The following is a 17,687-nucleotide window of genomic DNA, read 5'->3' as shown; positions in this document are numbered from 1 at the left end:
GCGCGGAGTCTCGGGATTATCGCTCTTAATCTTAGATGCGCCGGCTTTGTACATCGGCAATCTGTCCGACATCAACACCTGTGAGACTAAACTAGCGGCTTGAGGAACGGAGGATTTCGGGCTCATCGTGACCACCTGAGGAGTGGAGCATGAGACAGAAATCGAGCCCGCCAGAGACACCGTCCGAGCGAACTGTAGAAGAAGCCTGGACCGGATATCCTTTGCTGCGGGATCCGATGCTTCCTGGAGAGCGCCGACGCGTCGGCATTATCTTTCTTGTGCCCATGCTGGCCCTCGCTGCGCTTTCAGACCTGGAGAAGTTTTATCTGTGGGAGAGCCGAATTATTGGCGAGGCAACTATCGTGAGGTAGTGGCCGCGCCTTCCGTCTTAAGTATTCAACGCAAATTTTGAACCGGCGATGGGTAGAACATCTGCGCGACAGCGGTTCAATTCGTACATCGCTAGGGCGCACGAAACTGCAACGTTGTGGCACTCAACGTTTCCGAATTGCGGAATGGAGACGACGGCTTCACAGCGGGTCAAGAAAGCTGGTGAGAGGCCTGCTCTCTCATTGCCAACGACGATTGCCGGTCGTTCAGGAAATCTGAAGCCGGGAAGCGGGCTTGCATGTTCGGCGATTTCCACAGCTACCGGCATATAGCCCTGATGCAGGCTCCAGTCGAAAAAGGCAGCGTCATGTTCGAGGAACACTAATTCGCAAAGTCGCTCAAGCTTTCGGGAAAATGCTTGTGATCCTTTTTTGAAGTCCCAGGGACGGCCTTGTCCGATGAAGACCACTGGGCCGCCGCCGAACGCAACGTGTGCTCGTATAATCGTACCCACGTTTTGTGGGCTTTGAAGTGTGTGCAGGACTGAGCAAAATCTTTGATCGGAAGGGCGCATCTGAGTACTTGAGAGGCTAGGGCGAGAGAACAAACGCTTCTGCATTGTCGTCAATGCCAATGGTAGCCCTTTTGCTAAGCTTCGAGCGAACAAATTCTGCAAATTTTCGACGACGATCCATGTATGCTTTCCTTTGATCGGACGAGGCGAACAGGTTCCAACAGCCGCGCTAACGCGCCTATGGCAGGCGAGCTGGCGCTATGGAAGGCAGCGAAATTATGACTTTCGGTGAATTCGATCGCTTGCTGTTTGTTTGCGAGCGTAGCGAAGCCCCAAGTTACCTCAAACTGCTTTACCCACATGATGACGCTATCATTGTGCTCGAGCGTATTCGAGCAGCAGTGGAGGCCAGCGGTCTAACGCTTGAGCAAACGCTTACGACAATGCTTCGTGAATTGAATTGGCGACCCCAAATCGTAGCAGCCGTGGCCATGCTGATAAAACGGAACACAACATGTCTGCCCGAACTGTGGTCAGCAATCTTCCGTCCTTGCTGGACCTCGCCTCAGCTTTGTGCTGTAGCTTCACGATTAGACCCCGAATTTTTATTGCGGGCGCGAGCTTGGTTTGAAGATGGATGCCAAATGTCTATTGAATCTGCACTGCGGATGTCTCCTCCTGAGCGCCACTCCGCATTGGGTCCGAGTTCAATCGCCGAACACGCCTCAAAGGTAGCCGCCTCGCTTGCATCTCTCTGCGAGTTGGATGCCCCATCAGAAGAATGGCTTATAAGGGTTTTGCAGCAAGATCGCGTGAAGGAGCTGATTGCGAATGACGTTGATCACGTCGGTGAAATCGCTGTTCGCTGGCGGCAAGGGATGGATAGATTGCTGCATAATAGTTCACCCGCGGCAAGCTGAACCTAACATCGATGTAGCCGTTAGAAGCGTTCCTTGCGGTCGTTTTGAAGGAGTTCTGGATCTCTGTTGCTAGCTCGAAGAGCGTTTAGGAGCCATTCTTTCCTGTCACTTTCCCGTTGCGAGACTGAGCGTGAATGGACGCCATCGGCCAGGCGGGTCATGTTCCGCATCGCCCGCGATGGTATCGTCTTCGATCTTAGATATCGTAATGCCGTCGACCGCGATTTCGACTGATCGCCACAAGAGCTCGCCATTTCGATTGAGTCGCATGATGCGACTTCCCGAAATTACGAGGCAATACTCATCTCCCGTAATGAAAAAGTTGAAGTAGTTGTCGAGTGGATAAATATGCGTAGTGAGCGTTCCAAGATCGACGCAATAGACGGTACTTCCCCATCCGACGAGCAAAAGTTGATGCCAAATTCGAACGTCCTCGAATCCAAAGCATTCGGCGTCAGTAAGGAAGATGTCGCATCGCAGCCGTTTGCCGTGATGCTCAACGAGGACGTATCTGTCGGGCGTGCGGTCGTCGTGTGCTGAACGCCGCGTTAGTACGACAGACGTGGCACGGAGCCAATCCTCATCTACCTTGTTGGCAAAAATTGTTTCAGTAGACACTATTCTGTTCCAACATCAACGTCGGTGGGTTGCTGCCCTTTAGGGCCTTCAAGCGGTTCATGTTGTCGTACTAGGAAGCTCAGGACACCTCCCGCCTCAGGCGAAATTGCTTGCTCTACGTCCTTCGAGTCTCGGCCACGCCTGGATTGAAATGCAAGCTTTCATCGTCGAAATGTAAACGCGCAGGAAGAAGGACGGCCTCGCCGCTCACTGACACGGAGCGGAATTCAAGCAGCACAGTCATTTGCCACTGCGCGTCCCCGTATTGAGCGCTACGGCAGGGTCGTACCTGATTGCGGATCAAAGGCAGTCAATCCAGCGCTTGTCAGCGCCCTGCTTGCAGCATCGAGCCCATCCTCAAAATTTCCATAGCCTGTGCCGATGACGTAGGCTCCATGCCAACCAATTTGGACGGCACCCTTGCCGGACTGCCAAGTCGTCTCCCGCTCGCTATCGTCGAGTAGCTTCCAGTCCCCCGGCATCGCCGCCGCGATTTTTTCTTGTAGCGTCTTGCGGTCTGTCGGTTTCAGCAGTTCTGCCAAACCTTGGCGCCCCGGCTTAGGAGGGGGCACTTTGTCAGCTTGCTTGCCATCAACTTCAGAATTCTTCCCGGATTTCGGCACAAGCGTTTGAATCCTTACTCCCGAGCTGGACCGAGTTTCCTGCATTGTCATTCCGGACTGCTCCAGCAACTCAGCGACAGCCTTTTGCTGTTCAAAGATGATCGCATCCACAACAGTGGCCGGATTGCAGCTCGCGAGCTGGCAGGCAAACCACACGATATCGTAGCCCATTTTTACCCCCATTCGGCATTAACTCGATTGCGAATTTTGCGGACGGCGGGTTCCAGCAAAATGTCGACCACACCCCGTGGCGGAACCACACCTTAACGGTATTTGAACGCCCAACCTAGCGCATGGCTTATAGAATATGACCATTGTTTTTTCACCGCCGAGGTGCTTTTTCGGAGCGACTTTGCAGACGCAGAGGGGCGACACAGAATGCTTCTGACTTATAGGCTAGAACAAAAGCACCATGACGACTTTAGCGATACGCGTTGTCGGGAGCTCTTTCAGGCCAAGCGATGGGATGGAAACAGAATTTGGGCAGTTGCCATTGGGGCGGATATTACATTTCCTGCCCCTCTTCTGTTAGGAGTTCGTTGGTTATGTGTACACCGTACTCGTCCACGGACAATGTGCGATCGCCCAGCACTAAACCATCGTCACGAAACAAGGTGGGTGTAGGTTTCCGCCTTAAAATTGCGCGCTCAGCTAGGTTGACCAACCAGAACGTGCCCGACCCTATAATGAAGCCGAAAAATGCAGTGTCATGTCCGATGAACTCCGTGAGTGCCAGGTCAGTTGGAAATTGATCACCTCAATCACGTCGCAGAACCTTGTCTTGGTACTCTGGACGGACCCCTTTGCGGGGATTTTTATTGCCCGTTCAGCGTTCGCCAATGCCGAGCATGAGCAGCAATTCATCTCGTTCGTTCAGTCGAAAATAAACTGATCCGCATGTTAGGGCTGACGTCGTTGCTGAGCGGTTCATTCCAGTAATTCACTAACGATCTCGGCAAGTCCCGATCATCCAGCCGTTTCCTTCTAGATGCTCAGCGCATCAGTCCAGATGCTGTTTATTATTTCCGGTTGAGTTCTGACGGGGTTACCGACCATCCTGCCGCGCTGCGGCGGAACGTCGGTCAGGACCAGATGACGATGTGGAGGAATTAGCAACTTCAGAGCCGCTTTGCTTGCGGCTAGCGCATCGCTTCTGTAGGGCGACGGAAATGCCTCAGCTAGGTATTCGGTGTTGAGATTGATCAGCATAGTTCGTTGAGAATCCATGGTATCGATAACAGCCCTGCTGTTCGACCAGTTTTACTAACTAAAAGGGTGAGGAAACCCATGTCGAAAATTCGCATACCGCTGTTCAAACTTACTGCTGAACCGTTAGACGATGAAGCAAGGAAAATAGTAAAGTCCGAATGGGCGGCTCCAGAGATTGGCACTAGACACAAACTCGGCGGCGAGCCGCTATTTATTCAGAAAGCAAAATGGCCGGTTTGTAACGGGTGTGGTGAACAAATGACATTTTACGGTCAATTGGACTCTATCTCGGACGAGATTTGCTTGGCCGATGCGGGATTGGTGTACGTCTTTGTCTGCTTCGATTGCTTTCAAACTGCCTCGTTCATTCAATCGTATTGAAGAGCATACTTCCGTCGTCCCGATAACGCTCGATCCCGCCATCGATTGTCAGTGCGTCGTTGCGATTTTTTAGTGGTGATCGGAGCGTGCCAACTGAAGGTCTAGTGAATGACGCACGCGCTAGCACGCCGCTAGGCTTGAGGTCGGTTATCTTCTAACCAGTCGAGCAACTCAATGGCGATACGCGCCGCGCGCGAGCCGATTGGAAACGTCGGAAGTCGCGTACGAATGGCGGGGATCCTCGCGCTTACACCGCGTTTCATCGCCTCCGCGAGGTCTGTCTCGATACCAGTGTCATCTGTGTAGTATTCAAAGCCAGGTTCGGGCGCGAAGCTGGTGACCAGCTCAATAAGGACGTCGAGAACGATCTCGCACGCTGCCAAGCTGCCTCGTAGCAAAATGCAATCGAACTCGGGCAAGACAGTTAGCGCAACGGGATAGTAGGTGCCCGCATGATTATTGCCGATAGAATAGAGGATCTGGTCATAAGTGGCAGCTTTCGCTTGATCAGTGACCGCATGGCTTACCGCATCCAGGGCGCGCTGGATGTCGCCGGGGTTATTCCATGGATGGTGCGCATGTAACGGGGACGTTGCTCTCGAGCTATGCGCGCGGGCTCGCAACCAGTATTCGTACGGGATAGTCTTTCCTTGCTTCCGTCTCTCCTCTATCTCCCTCGGAGTGGTTGTGTGTTCCCTATCTAGCTCGTTTACTACTCTCCAATCTGGATCCTTTCTATCCTGCGCGGAGGGGCCCCGAACCCTGTCAGCAAATCGTTCTTCCATCGCACCGGCAGAAACAAATATGCGTTGTGCTTCCTCAAGGCATGGTCGATTGGCGCCGCCGCGTAGCCAGGGATCAGCAATCTGGGTAGGGTCATCTTCCCAATAGCAGATAGGGCAAATTTCGAAGTCCCCGCGCCGCTGAAAAGACAAATACCCACAACATGGACAGGCAACTTCTTCGGTTGTCACGCGATGCCCCTCTGCCTAGTTGCCGCAATCGCGTGTGAAATTATCAGGTCGGATAGATATGATCCACATGCTCTTCGTCGGCCCTCTGACTATTGTACGCGATGCGTAGGTGCATTACGCTTGCAGACTTGGGGACTTCACGTGGGATCAAATTCGCTGCTATTCAGTTCCGTCGGATGCTGCTGTGCAACGCGGTGACGCCGACGCCGCACAAACTGTTATCTCAGCCCCACGGGCGTCGGCGCCCAAACTGGGGTGGATCAAGAGCCGGTCGCTACCGCCGGAGGCTTCATCGCGTATCCATCGCTATGCCACAAAGAGCAAGACGCGGAGTGACATCGAGCGATCGCTGACAGTGTAAAAGATAAATGCTGAAGACCTTTGGTTTGCATGGAATGATCATTGAAATCGAGCACTGAGGGTCGCAATGCGGAAGGCCTCACAAAACGATGGCAAGTTCCTTAAAGCTAGATGGGACGGGGTAAACGAGCGCTGCAATGATTACGCAAGAACGCATCAATCAAATAAGGGTTAGGCTACAGCTTGCGACGCCGGGTCCCTGGAAGAGTTTCATTGAAGGGCGCGATCATTTTGGTGGCTCTAGTATCGTGCGCACCTCCGGCGAAGAGCTGGAAATATTGGGAGCCACGGGTGAGGATATCGACTTTATCGCTCATGCCCGCCAAGATGTGCCCGAGTTGTTAGCGGAGGTCGAGCGATTGCGGGCGTTGCTGGCCTCGCCAACTACTTCGTCTCGTGCCTCCAATAATGGTTAGGCAAACGTGCGCGATCATGAAGCTCAACTTAAAGCTCGATGCCAAGGATTGGCATGGCCACGGCAGCGAAAGCATTTGGATCGAACCTCTCGCAGATTCGAGCGAGGAAGGAGTGTTTAGACTCCTCAATACTCCGTATTTCGCACGTGGATTAAGTTGGGGAGACGTAGTTCGTGTGGTTCCATCCGATGACGGCCTGAGGTTCGAGTTTAAAGAAGTCGTATCGCGAAGCGGCCACTCGACGTACCGAATTCTCGTTGATGCGAACGATCAACGTTTCAGCGAGATTCTCACGCAGCTAGAGGCACTAGGCAGCAGCTTCGAACGGATCGATTTTGGCGCGCGCCATCTATATGCGCTAGACGTTCACCCCGAAGCAGATATCTATCAAGTGTACGCTTCGTTGGAGGGTGGTGAGCGCTTGGGCGTCTTGGAGTTCGAAGAGGGGCACGTCGGCCATATACTCCGAAGATGATAAGATTGGGTGCAGTGCTGCGTTTGGGGCTGAAATGACATGCCCGCCAACCGAGATTACTGAAGATGTCAGAACGACCTTACTGTCGATGGCTTATCGCAATGGACTATTACGAGGGACCACCATCGGGAATTGCACTTAGACAGCGCGATCAGTCGATCGTCTTTTTTCGAGCGGTCGCGAGCAATCTCGAGGACTGGGGTCGCGTGTACGCGGTTACAGCAGTCAACGAAGCTGCGGAAAATTTGCGATCTGCGCTCATTGGTTGTGAGCCGCAGAGGGAACCGTTAGCCGCGCGTTGCGTCTGGCGCCGCGAAGCGGAGTGGTAACGCGCGACCTCAAGAGTTCATAACACTTCTCGCCGACGGACGGTACAAACAGCCATCGCGCTGGTCGTGGTTGTGTACCGCTCGAAAACTATCTCGAGGCATTAGCAGCTTGGACCGAAGCCAACGGATGGTGGGCTGGTGCCTTGAACGTAGCTCCCTGCCGGGGATTTCGACGTCTGCGTTTCCAATGAAAATGCGGAGCGCCTGCAACACAGTTTCTTCCGTCGCCATGAGAGACTGCATCGGTCACCTGAGGTTTCGATCAAGGCGTTACAAAGCTGGTTCGTGCCCGCTCCCGTTGCAATGGTGGCTTGCCTAAACAGTCATTCGAGCGTAGGCGCACAATCCCGCATTTCAACTGTCACGGAGTGCTGGAAATGGACGTTGAGGACTTAGGCTCGCCTACAGTGATTCAAGCAATCGAGCGCTGTGGGTACAAACGGGTCGGGAAGAATCGCTTTAAGGCCGTTTGGGCTTCCCGTGATGTGGATCACTATTTATTCCTGCGCCTCGGAAGATCCATCGCGCGCGGTCCACCTAATGTCCTCGGGATTGAGTATGGAATGTTCAACCCCGACGTGTTCGCCTTTTCGGGGAACGCGCTCTGTACATTTGGTGGGAAATTGTATCAACATGATAATCCCTCAAAATACACGCTTGACAATGGATATATGGCATTCACGCTGCTTGAGGATCACGGCCATTGGGGATTATCGGTGTATTTGCCGGATGCGGATTTGCTACATACGTCGAAGATTCTAGAGAGCAAAATTCGCGAAGAAATTGTTAGGCCTTGCGAAGATATAACAAGTTTTTCCAGGTATTACAGCGTTCTTGTCTCCGATTCAGCTGCATTCCGATGGAGCCAAGTGCATGGCGCCTTGCGAGCGGCACAAGCTGTCATGGCGGGCAGAAAAGCCGGGATTGCAGACGACCAAATCCTGTTACAACTTACACCATATTCGAAGTTTATAGCATCGGGCCTTTCACGCGAACTCACCTCCGCACCCCTCGAATTTGTGAAGAGGTGTCTGGATTTCGAGTTCGCGAATTAGAGCTGGCTGCCTAGCCGCCGGTGTATGGTCACCTTCGTGGAGTTGAGAGCGATGAAATTGACGGTGGAACATGAGGTCGGCGACGATGGCGAAGTCGCGATTTGTTTTGATGAAGAAGGGCTCGACTTTCTTCTGTCAAAGTTGAATACGCTACGGAGCCCGGTTGGCCATCTTCACCTAATGACTCCATCTTGGGCAGGAAACGAACTCACCGAAGACAAATTCGGCGGAGAAAAATACGTTCTAGTGCACAGCCTTCGCTTAGTTCGTCTGCCGGAGAGCCAATATTCCGGCGATGCTCCCTGATTGGGAAATTGCGTCACCGCGCTGCCGTCGTTTGGTGATTGGCTAGTCACTGGCTACAGTGTCGATTGTGAGAAGAAGGTGATCGAACTCGGGCTCCGTCGGCCGAATTGGTCGGATGTCCCAGAAAGCTCGACACTGATTTTCAATGATGTCGTGGGCTACCATCTCAAGGATGACGCCTTTGGCAACATCTTCATGAACATTGAAACTGTGCCTGCTGATGACTTTGTGCGCGACTATGGAGAAGAGCTGCAGCCTCATTCAACGAGGCTGGGGCGTTGGGTCCTTGGACGAAGGACTCCAAATCAGCGTCCGATGAGCTACGAAGATCTAGAATTTCAGCTGTCGTTATTTCGTCTTCGATAGGGCTGTCGGGGTGGATTCTTGCGAAAGAGATCGAAGTTGTAGGGGCCAAACGCCCTCGTGAGCGTGCCAGTGATGACGGGAGAATAGGGCGAGCGCGTCATCCGGGTCTGCGAATGATCAAGACGGGAAGATCACATCACAGCGGACGCAATTGCCCGCTTGAGGCAACCTCAAATCGTCCGTTAAGTTCCCAGTGCACTGCGAGATCGAGCGTTGTAAGGAACGTCTGGCCCGGTGCGCACTTCCTTTTGCGCAGGCGAAGTCGGATCTTGATTACCTTTACGTCTCGCCTTTCTTGAAACCTCATTAAGGCGCATTGTTCGCTAATAATTTGGCTGCAGCCATTTATCAAAGCGGCGGTTGAGAGAGTTGGTCTGGCTGACTAACTCCCCTAATTTGATAATTGTAGCCCGTGTGCGCGCCACCGGCGTGCTCATGCCTTGAGGACACGCGGATCCTATGCGCTCTCTGGCAATACGCTGGCTTTCTTCACGGCGTTTGTGCTTTGCAGTGGCTACAACTGTTCGAGGTATTTACGGGCTTCAAGCAAGGAAAGGGCATGTGAGAGGTGACCGTCGCGCAGAGCAGTCTTCAGCCCTTCTTCCGTGCCCATTGATCGCAATTTGCCATCCATCACAGTCGGCAAGAGCTCAAGTAACTTTGTGTACCCTATTAGCTGATCGGACGCGCCTAAATCACAGGCTGCTCGAATAATGTCGCGATACATAGGAAAGATGCGGTCTAAACGCATATAGATGTGTGTCTTCTCATGCCGATCTGTAGTGGTTTCTCCGCCCAAGAATTTGAGCCAGAAACCGACATCGATGTGCCATCGGGAAGCCTTCTCTATAGAAACCAGTACCATTACGTTTTCTTGATCGCGGTAGACCGACTTGCCGCGCTTTTTAAAGCCCAGGCTTTGCAGCGCCCCGTATATATCCCTCTTAAAGTCCTCTGATGTCATCTTCGACCTCTTGAAGGATCTGTGTCACCGATTTGTACGTGGGGATGCCGACGTTCGGCAGGATGTCCACGGAGCCTCCTGTGCATCTATGAAATATCAGATCCGTGATTAACGTTGCTTGGGCGATGCGCGATTTAGAAAAGTTGACCGTTTGGCCGGAAATTACGTGACAACGCGAGGATGCGTATTCACAAATGCTCGATGCACTTTGGGAGAGGAATTTGCGTAATGTCCAGGATTGATCCGACGAAGATGAGCTATAAAGATTTGGTGGCTTTTAAAAGACGTCTTGACGCTGCTATTTGCGTAAAGCGGGCGGATCAAGCCCAAGAAGTCAAAGCTAAACTCGCCGCTCTTGCGCAGAAATCCGGCTTCAACTTGTCCGAACTGATCGACGGAGGAAAGCGTCCAGCCAAGCGCAAGTCTGCCGTGAAATACCGGAATCCAAAGGACCCCTCTCAGACTTGGACTGGCCGTGGAAGAAGGCCTCTGTGGTTAGCCGATGCCGTTGGTAAAGGCACGAAGCTTGACAGCTTTGCGGTTTAGTTCCGACGAGCCTTCGAGCGGACAAAGAAAAATGTATTTAAAAACACTATTGCGGTTTTTGCGCTGGGACGACCTGTTGTCCAAATTGTTGTTTGAGATTTGTAATTTGTTCTCCGCATGTTTTGAAATCTGAATCGCTTTCGTAAGCTCACACGGGACTGGTTGTCGTGTCAGACGGCTGCGGCCGAGCTTGCGGTCGTCGCCAGCATGTGTGACTACCCGCCTCCTTAATCGCCAGTATGGCAATGGAGCGGACATCGAGTGATGTTTACGGCCCCTAGAGTGTGTGAGACACGTGGGTCCGCTTGGTAGGAGAAAGCAATCTTCGCAGCGGCGATGGGTCGGCCCGAAGGGTGATGTGATCACAATCCGCCGCGCGGACAAAGCAGACCTAGCGACTACTTTGATGAACACCCGGGCCATGCTCTAACCTCTATGTATCTGACTGATTCGCGCCTCACCGAGACTCGCTCCTGTGTGGAAACTTCCTCCTTTCGCTCTGCGCCGGCCCAATCGACGCGAGCTCGCCGCGATGATGAAGAGCCACATGCTGGCTCACTGCACAGACGGAATTGCCATCAAGCGCTCGAATCAGTGGCGGCTCGATTATCTCAATTTTCCTTACCTGATCGACTGCTCGATGAATGAGCTGACCCGGCGTTTTGGGGACATCCAGGCCAACTACTGCACGACGACGGACGTAGGGCAGCTTGGTCTCCTGAAGGCCGATGCAAATGGTTTCTTCTGGATGAGCCGGATGACCCACGCCATGGAGGAATTCAACCTGCGCGGCGGTATACCTACGGGCCTGCCGAAGCCGCCGCACTTCCCCGTCGCTACGCATCCAGACTCCCCGTCTGGCGCAAAGATCTTGCAAGGGCGGCCGTTGCGGCCGGGGCCTTTCCTGATCAAGCTCGCCAAGAAAGCGCATTCAGAGGGACTGTTCCGGGAAGGCCTTATCCGCATCAGCCCAGCCTCGTCATGGTCTGCTGGGCACCTCAGCACCGCTGTCCAGGACGACGAGCTCAATTTTGAGATTTCTATTGCCGAGGGTGAAACGTTGAACGAGCGGATCGGCAACGCCGAGCCCAGCGACGATCACGGTGGGCGCTGCGCACAGCGGACGCGCATGTCCCTGAGGTGCGATGATTATTATGCTTACTGCATGACACTTGGCTACGATTACCGTCTACTCGACAATTTCGGTTATGACTCGTTCGTCGTGATTTACGACGTGGGTGACTTTGCCAAACGGCTGGCGGGCGCGGTTCGTGCGGCGAGGCCGGAGTTGCGGATGGATGCCCGAAACGTCAATTATTTCGATCCGTACTTTTGCGCTACGTGGCAGCTCAAGCAGGGCTTTTCAAAGCATTTCCGCTACGCCTATCAAAAGGAGTGGCGGTTCATCTGGCCGATGACCGCGCGGGAATCAAGCAACGACGCGTTCTTTGTTCGGCTAGGGTCTTTGGAAGGAATCGCGTCACTGTATACCCTGTAATGGCTGTCACCGAACACGGTGTATAGGACTAACGAGTGTGCGTTCGTCCGACAGCTGACGTGTGCTGCTCGGTTAGATATCACGCTGAACTCAAGCGTTGATGTCCGCTTCTCTGAAGATGGTGCGCCGCGCAAGCATGCATCGTCTGCATCCTCTTTGGCAGGCTTCTCTGTATTGCCGACATGGAGGTACGTTCATTTTGCAGAGATTGCAGACTTCGGCGTCCCTGATTGACCCTACTGGGAACGTCGCTCATGTCGCGACCGCAGTACCACCGCAAGCGGACACGATATTTTGAGCCCTTGGATCGAGTCCAGAAGCTCGAACGGTCTGCGGATTTCGCAATACTCAGAAACCGGTCGCTGCTCATCAAATGCGACGGGCCAGAAGCCGTCATTCAATTGCTGGCTTCGCAACGCACAGACTAGGATCATTGTAGCCTTCTAGTTAGAAGCATGCCCAACAATAACTCTTGCGGTGTACGCAGCAAGTCCTCTACAAACTCACGAGCAGCCTGAACCTGAGCGCAAAGTTGGCAAGATGTCTTGGAAGTTGACGCCAACAGCGTCCGGTCTGGCCATGGGTATCGTAACCACAATCTTATTCTATTCTTTCGTTCTTCATTCCTTAAGTTCTGGCCGCGCCGAATATGTGCAACCCAGCTGGTCATCTGAAGGAAGAGAGTGGTCAGAGTTTGCCAACTGGCTGCGGCACGGCGGACGGAAATTGGTTATGGACGGAGCGTTCACTGCGGCGCGCAACGGTTTGAGTGAAGCAGAAGTACGGAACACTTTCGGCCCACCTGACCTAGTCGTCGTTGGCTCCCAGGAGCTCGAGAAATTTCCCGCTGCCAACATGCGTGGTCTTGGAGCGTACGGGTTGTACATCTATAAGGTCGGTACATTTGCACATCCGCCAACCAAACAAATTTACAGCGAGCTGTTCTATATAGTCTTTGATCGGGCAGGTAACGTGGTTTTCGTTATGGGAGGCTCAGGATCTAATTACGAGGCTGTTGCCGACATCGAAACAGACACAAGGAGTGATCGCCGCATTGCTTCAGCGCGTCAGTAACCGCTGCTTGTTAGCTTTACCGATATCATCTCGGAAAAAGGTGGTGCGAAAGTCTTGATATCTGCAACGGGCCGATTTTGTTGCAGAACCGGCTTGAGAGGTCGGACGAAGCGTGATGCCGTGGTTGTGAGTCGGGCATTGACGGAGCGGTTCGATGATGGGGCGGCGCAAGAGCGAGCAGGGCCAGCTATTCTATGCGTTCGACCTGGAGGCCGTGGTTCCGGACGATCACCAGGTCCTGGGTATCGCCGCGGTTCTTGATCTCTTTCCGCCGGTAGACGATCGCACCGCTTTGGATTTCAGCGCGTTTAAAACCGAGGTATTCCAATACGCGGATCAGTTTCGGGTTTGGGGTTGTACAATCTACAGCATAGACCCGCCAATCGATCGCAGTAATTTCCCGGCTGCGAGCGCACCGCTCTATAGCGTCAATGAGCGTACGTAGAGTGCCATCTCCTCCACCTTCCGTGGCTCCTGGCTCTGTGATCAGAGACCGGTCCAGAACTGAGAATTGGGCAAGTATGTTTGCTTCACCCACCTTGTGGACAATGGGTTCTCCGCAAATGGCCAATGCCCAGACATCCTCCATCGCGGCGATCTCCGCCGGAGTATAGCCTTCGATGGTCAGAGGTGGCGTACTCTTCATATTTGCGCCTCTCCGGCAACTTCCAAACATCCAGCCATACCAACTTTGTGCGAGCGTTGACGAACGTTGTTTTTCACACAGGTTAGAGTAGTGATACGAGCGTTCGATTTCTGCAACGGCCAAGAGCAAGATCCCCCTGCATGACACATACGCGCAATTGGGTCACGACCACCGGTGGGCCTCACCTGCTTATTGCCGAGGAACAGCTTGAGGATTGGCGCGGGACCGAGGGATGGCGCGATCACATGGATCCGGGCGATCAGAGCGACTATGCCCGAGCCTGCAGAGTGACGACTTGGATGGGATCAATCCCTTGCCACGAAGGCACCGCGGTCGTTCTTTCTGGCGATGTAGGTGACATAGCATGGTATCCTGCCAAAGGTGCTGACCAGGGCTTTCTTGTCCAATGGCTTTGCATCAATGACGAGGCTCTCATTGAACCGGTACTGCGCAGCACGGATATGAGAGACGTGTTAGACGACCCGACAGCCGAGCGGCTTGATTTCGAGACAGGTTCATCCGGTGTAATGTGGCTGATCGATGCGTCCGAGTGTGGGAAAAACTTGCAAGATGGCTACGAAATCCTGCGGCTGAAGCCGGGCCGGTATGTGGCAAGCGCGGCTTATTATCAATCCGCTGACCTTATGATCGTGGTTCGATACATATCGCCGGCGCAATAGTGAGCGGGGCCAGCTGCTTTATACTTCTGGACGATCATCAGATTTGGCATATCGGACTGATCTCGACCACTCCTGGGTTTGCGCCACATCTATTCGAAAAGCGGGTCGGAATAATGTGAATCGGACGCTCGCACGCCGTGAAGCGGAGATCTGAGCTGCAAAATCTGCGATCAGGTGGAGGCGTGGGTCGGCACTTGTTCGAGCGCGCCGATGAGCTTGTTTAACGAGTCGCGCTGCAGTCCACGATTGGGGGCTGTCGCTATGTCCAAAGTCGTCAAAGGCTCACCGGAATTGTCGCGTTCGGCAAGCGCTTCGATGATGGCGATCTCGCGCTTCATCGCTGCGAGCGCCCTGTCGCGAAGCCAGAATGGGCAGAAGCCTTTCAATTTGACGTGCCCAAAGGCCACAGCGACGACAAAGTCGAGATAACGTGTCTGGTTGAAGCCATCCGTATCGGCGACCATGATTTCGCTTGTGTGCCCGAAATGGTCGGCAAGTGAAGCAAGCGAGTCTTCGGTGAATGCGGCTTTGCGTGGAAAATCGCGCATCTTAGCTAACACATCGAAGCCCTCGTCGTTGCCGTGCGGGGCAAAGTCATCGTCGCCACTCCAGAAGAACGGCTCAGGCAGAAGCTTACGGGCGTCTTGGTGGAAGCCTCTCCAATTAATGTCTAGGCGCGCCCATGGATCCATCGCCTCAAGCCGTGCTTCGGCGGCTGCACGGGCCGCCGCTTCAGCGGCTATGATGTCCTCTAATGTGGTTGGTAGTTCAGACTTCAACGACCTAAACCATTGAACAAAGGCGATCCAATCAAAGGCACTTGTTTTGAGCTTGGGCGGCATCGCAGCCAAAGCGTCGGCGACTTCATCGAACAAGCGCGGCAGTGCTGTGACGTCGGCACGCTTGCGGTCAAACTCAGCTTTGCGCGCTTCCTCCTCTGCTTGTTGCCTTGCGACCTCGCGTTGAATGTCCTCTAGCGAAAAAGACGAAGCGCCGATGGGCAGGACTGGTCGTTCTTCGTCGCCGGGCCTCCGCGACAAAACTGTCAGCGCGTAACGCTTGGCTTTCGGCGACATCTTGCCAATGGGAAGTTTGGCGACCAGCGTGCCCATGATGACTTCGTTGGCTTCGATTGACGTTCCTATACGCGAAGGTGCGCGGCATACCAACTCCACATAGACGTCCAGAAGACCAGGCCCAAACTCAGGTTGGGCGCGCTGCAGCAGGTTGGTGATGACAGAACCGTGCATGGCCCCGCCATAAGACCGATGTGTCCGTTGGAAGACGCTCATTTGCACGGACATCCGTTTGTCTCCAGGCCACCAATCCGAAACTGATAGCATTCGCACGACGAATTGGCACTCTGGCATGGTCCGCTAGCCCCCGGCGACCCGTTTTTCAAGGACATCGAAGTCCAAGAGTACCGCGAGACGCTGGCGCGAAGGCACGCCACGTTGCTGGAGGGCGAGAGAGCGGAGCGCGAGGCATTGCCGGTGGCGATCTAGGGTGGTTTGTCTGCACCCCGACCAACCTCTGGCGTCCGGCACCGCGGATGCTATGGTGGCTTCCCGAGGGGGGAAACATGTCCGAGTATCGTAGTCCTGAGGCCGATCTGTATCCGGTAGTTCACCGGTTCCTCAATATTCAGTTTGCGGCCCGGTTGAAGCCCCGCCTTGGCACCCACCTTCCCTTGGCAGCGGTGACCGCGACAGCGGGCCCCGCTGGCTCTGGGGTGTGGTCCCGGCCGGATCTGGCGATGATCAATGCTTGGCGGCACAAGTACCAACCGACTGTTCAGGTGGACGTGTACGGCTTCGAGGTGAAGCGCGACGAGGGGTGCGACTTGCGTTCGGTTCACGAGACGCTTGCCCACCGGCGCCTTGTGCATTTTGCCTATCTCGTCTGGCACTACCGCAGCGCTGATTTCGATGTTGAACGCTTTCAAACCATCCTCGAGAACTGCAAGGCGTATGGTCTCGGGCTTATCACGCTGAGCTCGCCGGAGGATGCCCGCACGTTCGCAATCCATCACGACGCGGAGCGCGGAGAGCCTAATGCGGCCGCTGTCGATGAGTTCATTGACACACGCTTTCCCGAGCAGCAGCAGGCGCTTCTCCTGAGTTGGATCGGGGGGCCACACTGATGGCAGCGCGCCTAGCCGTCGCAAACCTCAAAGGTGGCGTGGGCAAGAGCACCACGACGATGTTTCTTGCCGAAACGCTTGCGCTGTGCCACGGGGTGCGGGTGCTGGTTGTCGATCTCGACCCTCAGTCGAGCACCAGTTTCATGCTCCTGAGCAGCGAGGGCATGGACGTCGCCGAGAGTATGGGCCGGCTCCTGCCGAAGTTTCTTCTCGATGTCGAGGGCAAAGGCCCCAAGCCGGAATTGCATTCGTATATCGTCGGCGAGGCAAGCGATCTTGAGGAATTGAGGGGCCGCTGCGTCCGCGGCCGCGTTGACGTGCTGCCCTCGGTGCCGCGTCTCTGGTTCGTGGAAACAGTTATCGAGAAGCGCAGCTATATTCAGAACGTCGATCCAGGAGCTGAGCTCCGCCTGACGTTGGGCCAATACCTCCATCCGCTCGATGCGTTTTATGACCTGATTATCTTCGATTGCCCGCCGGGCTTCTCGGGGCTCACGCGCGCAGGATTGCTGGGGGCCGACATGGTTCTAAGCCCGACGATCGCCGACGCCGTTTCGATGAGAAGCCTTACAGACTTCGTGGAGATAGGCCTGGGCGAGGTGCTCCAGAAGAAGGATATCCCGCATTTCGTCGTGATCTCGAAATACCAGCAGCGAACCACAGACCCGGCCGAGATCAATCGCCTGCGAAGACGGTACGATGTGCTCGAACCGCCGATCGGCTTCTCGATCCAAATGACGAAGGCGACGCAAAGGCTGCGCCACAACTCGTTTCGCACGTACCGAGCAAAGTACGGGCGACTTGAAGCCGACATACGTGCCTTAACCGATCAGTTTTACCGCTATGCTTTGGCAAAGGGGGCCGCCAATGAGTGACGACAAGCAAATCGACGTCGGCCGTGCGCTCGACCAATTCTTCGCTATCGTGCGCCACGAAGCTATGGGCAACCCGCGCTTCGCAAAGGAACTGGCCGAGGCTCTGGGCTACGAAGTCGTGTTCCGTGGGCCGGAGGCTCTGTTAGCAGTCGATCCGGTGATCGTCGCCATGAAAGGCCAAAAGGCATTCCGGGAGACTTTTCTCTCGTTCAAAGCTGCCGATCTGAAAAAGCTCGTTAAGTCATTCGGTCTCGGCACAGACGCGGACCTCAAAGCGGCCAAGACTGCTCCGTTGCTGGTTGACCTCTTGTGGGAGGGGGCAAATGCGAAGATGAGGGATAGGGGAATGTAGTGGAGAGGACTGTGGTGACTCTCGGTAGTTACA

General features: G+C 54.4%; 20 protein-coding genes. 13 read left to right on the top strand and 7 right to left on the bottom strand.

Going from position 1 to position 17,687, the window contains the following annotated elements:
* Positions 1–149 precede the first annotated feature (149 nt).
* Positions 150–371: a hypothetical protein gene (locus R3D51_17730; GenBank protein MEZ5901323.1), complete on the top strand. Its 222-nt coding sequence runs from the start codon at positions 150–152 to the stop codon at positions 369–371.
* Positions 372–388: 17 nt separating this feature from the next.
* Here R3D51_17730 and R3D51_17725 read toward each other — a convergent pair whose 3' ends face one another.
* Positions 389–904 carry a TrmH family RNA methyltransferase gene (locus tag R3D51_17725; protein MEZ5901322.1) on the bottom strand — a complete coding sequence of 172 codons (516 nt, stop codon included), beginning with the start codon at positions 902–904 and terminating at the stop codon, positions 389–391.
* Positions 905–1,104: 200 nt separating this feature from the next.
* Between R3D51_17725 and R3D51_17720 the strand changes: the two genes are divergently transcribed.
* Positions 1,105–1,764 carry a hypothetical protein gene (locus R3D51_17720; GenBank protein ID MEZ5901321.1) on the top strand — a complete coding sequence of 220 codons (660 nt, stop codon included), beginning with the start codon at positions 1,105–1,107 and terminating at the stop codon, positions 1,762–1,764.
* 105 nt (positions 1,765–1,869) lie between these two features.
* Here R3D51_17720 and R3D51_17715 read toward each other — a convergent pair whose 3' ends face one another.
* From R3D51_17715 to R3D51_17705, 3 genes are all read right to left on the bottom strand, one after another.
* The gene (locus R3D51_17715; GenBank protein ID MEZ5901320.1) at positions 1,870–2,382 is read right to left on the bottom strand and encodes a hypothetical protein; all 513 of its coding nucleotides are present in this window, start codon (positions 2,380–2,382) and stop codon (positions 1,870–1,872) included.
* Positions 2,383–2,654: 272 nt separating this feature from the next.
* Complete coding sequence (locus tag R3D51_17710; protein ID MEZ5901319.1) at positions 2,655–3,176, bottom strand: hypothetical protein; 522 nt, start codon at positions 3,174–3,176, stop codon at positions 2,655–2,657.
* A gap of 1,550 nt (positions 3,177–4,726) precedes the next feature.
* Entirely contained in the window at positions 4,727–5,218 is a 492-nt protein-coding gene (locus R3D51_17705) for a hypothetical protein (protein ID MEZ5901318.1), read from the bottom strand.
* 848 nt (positions 5,219–6,066) lie between these two features.
* On the opposite strand from R3D51_17705, the gene R3D51_17700 reads away from it, so the two are divergent.
* From R3D51_17700 to R3D51_17685, 4 genes are all read left to right on the top strand, one after another.
* Positions 6,067–6,345, top strand: coding sequence for a hypothetical protein (locus tag R3D51_17700; protein ID MEZ5901317.1), 279 nt, complete (start codon positions 6,067–6,069; stop codon positions 6,343–6,345).
* Positions 6,346–6,361: 16 nt separating this feature from the next.
* The gene (locus R3D51_17695; GenBank protein MEZ5901316.1) at positions 6,362–6,820 is read left to right on the top strand and encodes a DUF4265 domain-containing protein; all 459 of its coding nucleotides are present in this window, start codon (positions 6,362–6,364) and stop codon (positions 6,818–6,820) included.
* Positions 6,821–7,526: 706 nt separating this feature from the next.
* Entirely contained in the window at positions 7,527–8,204 is a 678-nt protein-coding gene (locus R3D51_17690; protein ID MEZ5901315.1) for a hypothetical protein, read from the top strand.
* Positions 8,205–8,255: 51 nt separating this feature from the next.
* Positions 8,256–8,510 (top strand): Imm32 family immunity protein, encoded by a 255-nt coding sequence (locus tag R3D51_17685; protein MEZ5901314.1) that lies wholly within the window; start codon positions 8,256–8,258, stop codon positions 8,508–8,510.
* A gap of 880 nt (positions 8,511–9,390) precedes the next feature.
* Here R3D51_17685 and R3D51_17680 read toward each other — a convergent pair.
* Positions 9,391–9,840 (bottom strand): hypothetical protein, encoded by a 450-nt coding sequence (locus R3D51_17680; protein MEZ5901313.1) that lies wholly within the window; start codon positions 9,838–9,840, stop codon positions 9,391–9,393.
* A 252-nt stretch (positions 9,841–10,092) separates the two neighbouring features.
* Between R3D51_17680 and R3D51_17675 the strand changes: the two genes are divergently transcribed.
* The 3 genes from R3D51_17675 (at position 10,093) to R3D51_17665 (ending at position 12,958) form a co-directional block, all read left to right on the top strand.
* A complete protein-coding gene (locus tag R3D51_17675; protein ID MEZ5901312.1) occupies positions 10,093–10,386 on the top strand; it encodes an H-NS histone family protein in 294 nt (97 codons plus the stop codon).
* A 532-nt stretch (positions 10,387–10,918) separates the two neighbouring features.
* Positions 10,919–11,884, top strand: a complete 966-nt coding sequence (locus R3D51_17670; GenBank protein ID MEZ5901311.1) for a hypothetical protein — start codon at positions 10,919–10,921, stop codon at positions 11,882–11,884.
* Between the two features lie 540 nt (positions 11,885–12,424).
* A complete protein-coding gene (locus tag R3D51_17665) occupies positions 12,425–12,958 on the top strand; it encodes a hypothetical protein (GenBank protein MEZ5901310.1) in 534 nt (177 codons plus the stop codon).
* Positions 12,959–13,145: 187 nt separating this feature from the next.
* On the opposite strand, the gene R3D51_17660 is transcribed toward R3D51_17665, so the two are convergent.
* Positions 13,146–13,604 carry a hypothetical protein gene (locus tag R3D51_17660; protein MEZ5901309.1) on the bottom strand — a complete coding sequence of 153 codons (459 nt, stop codon included), beginning with the start codon at positions 13,602–13,604 and terminating at the stop codon, positions 13,146–13,148.
* A gap of 140 nt (positions 13,605–13,744) precedes the next feature.
* Between R3D51_17660 and R3D51_17655 the strand changes: the two genes are divergently transcribed.
* On the top strand, positions 13,745–14,284 hold the full coding sequence (locus R3D51_17655; GenBank protein MEZ5901308.1) for an Imm21 family immunity protein: 540 nt from the start codon (positions 13,745–13,747) through the stop codon (positions 14,282–14,284).
* Between the two features lie 170 nt (positions 14,285–14,454).
* Here R3D51_17655 and R3D51_17650 read toward each other — a convergent pair whose 3' ends face one another.
* Positions 14,455–15,588 (bottom strand): hypothetical protein, encoded by a 1,134-nt coding sequence (locus tag R3D51_17650; GenBank protein ID MEZ5901307.1) that lies wholly within the window; start codon positions 15,586–15,588, stop codon positions 14,455–14,457.
* 278 nt (positions 15,589–15,866) lie between these two features.
* Between R3D51_17650 and R3D51_17645 the strand changes: the two genes are divergently transcribed.
* Genes R3D51_17645 through R3D51_17635 form a run of 3 tightly spaced genes read left to right on the top strand, consistent with a single transcriptional unit; the run spans position 15,867 to position 17,654 of the window.
* Positions 15,867–16,427, top strand: coding sequence for a hypothetical protein (locus R3D51_17645; protein ID MEZ5901306.1), 561 nt, complete (start codon positions 15,867–15,869; stop codon positions 16,425–16,427).
* A complete protein-coding gene (locus tag R3D51_17640) occupies positions 16,427–17,302 on the top strand; it encodes a ParA family protein (GenBank protein ID MEZ5901305.1) in 876 nt (291 codons plus the stop codon). The genes R3D51_17645 and R3D51_17640 overlap by 1 nt, the downstream gene beginning before the upstream one ends.
* Positions 17,295–17,654 (top strand): hypothetical protein, encoded by a 360-nt coding sequence (locus R3D51_17635; GenBank protein MEZ5901304.1) that lies wholly within the window; start codon positions 17,295–17,297, stop codon positions 17,652–17,654. Before R3D51_17640 ends, R3D51_17635 begins: the two co-directional genes overlap by 8 nt.
* Positions 17,655–17,687 lie beyond the last annotated feature (33 nt).

It is taken from the genome of Hyphomicrobiaceae bacterium (assembly GCA_041397645.1).
In the GTDB taxonomy this organism is placed as follows: domain Bacteria; phylum Pseudomonadota; class Alphaproteobacteria; order Rhizobiales; family Hyphomicrobiaceae; genus Hyphomicrobium_B.
The sequence above is the reverse complement of the archived record's forward strand: the minus strand, read 5'-3'. Positions and strand labels throughout refer to the sequence as shown.

Bases quoted from the DNA above. Each gene is read 5' to 3' on its own strand.
- R3D51_17680 (MEZ5901313.1), bottom strand. From the start codon at position 9,840: ATGACATCAGAGGACTTTAAGAGGGATATATACGGGGCGCTGCAAAGC.
- R3D51_17660 (MEZ5901309.1), bottom strand. From the start codon at position 13,604: ATGAAGAGTACGCCACCTCTGACCATCGAAGGCTATACTCCGGCGGAG.
- R3D51_17665 (MEZ5901310.1), top strand. From the start codon at position 12,425: ATGTCTTGGAAGTTGACGCCAACAGCGTCCGGTCTGGCCATGGGTATC.
- R3D51_17725 (MEZ5901322.1), bottom strand. From the start codon at position 904: ATGCGCCCTTCCGATCAAAGATTTTGCTCAGTCCTGCACACACTTCAA.
- R3D51_17710 (MEZ5901319.1), bottom strand. From the start codon at position 3,176: ATGGGCTACGATATCGTGTGGTTTGCCTGCCAGCTCGCGAGCTGCAAT.
- R3D51_17675 (MEZ5901312.1), top strand. From the start codon at position 10,093: ATGAGCTATAAAGATTTGGTGGCTTTTAAAAGACGTCTTGACGCTGCT.
- R3D51_17670 (MEZ5901311.1), top strand. From the start codon at position 10,919: ATGATGAAGAGCCACATGCTGGCTCACTGCACAGACGGAATTGCCATC.
- R3D51_17730 (MEZ5901323.1), top strand. From the start codon at position 150: ATGAGACAGAAATCGAGCCCGCCAGAGACACCGTCCGAGCGAACTGTA.
- R3D51_17720 (MEZ5901321.1), top strand. From the start codon at position 1,105: ATGGAAGGCAGCGAAATTATGACTTTCGGTGAATTCGATCGCTTGCTG.
- R3D51_17685 (MEZ5901314.1), top strand. From the start codon at position 8,256: ATGAAATTGACGGTGGAACATGAGGTCGGCGACGATGGCGAAGTCGCG.
- R3D51_17700 (MEZ5901317.1), top strand. From the start codon at position 6,067: ATGATTACGCAAGAACGCATCAATCAAATAAGGGTTAGGCTACAGCTT.
- R3D51_17690 (MEZ5901315.1), top strand. From the start codon at position 7,527: ATGGACGTTGAGGACTTAGGCTCGCCTACAGTGATTCAAGCAATCGAG.
- R3D51_17640 (MEZ5901305.1), top strand. From the start codon at position 16,427: ATGGCAGCGCGCCTAGCCGTCGCAAACCTCAAAGGTGGCGTGGGCAAG.
- R3D51_17655 (MEZ5901308.1), top strand. From the start codon at position 13,745: ATGACACATACGCGCAATTGGGTCACGACCACCGGTGGGCCTCACCTG.
- R3D51_17645 (MEZ5901306.1), top strand. From the start codon at position 15,867: ATGTCCGAGTATCGTAGTCCTGAGGCCGATCTGTATCCGGTAGTTCAC.
- R3D51_17650 (MEZ5901307.1), bottom strand. From the start codon at position 15,588: ATGTCCGTGCAAATGAGCGTCTTCCAACGGACACATCGGTCTTATGGC.
- R3D51_17635 (MEZ5901304.1), top strand. From the start codon at position 17,295: ATGAGTGACGACAAGCAAATCGACGTCGGCCGTGCGCTCGACCAATTC.
- R3D51_17695 (MEZ5901316.1), top strand. From the start codon at position 6,362: ATGAAGCTCAACTTAAAGCTCGATGCCAAGGATTGGCATGGCCACGGC.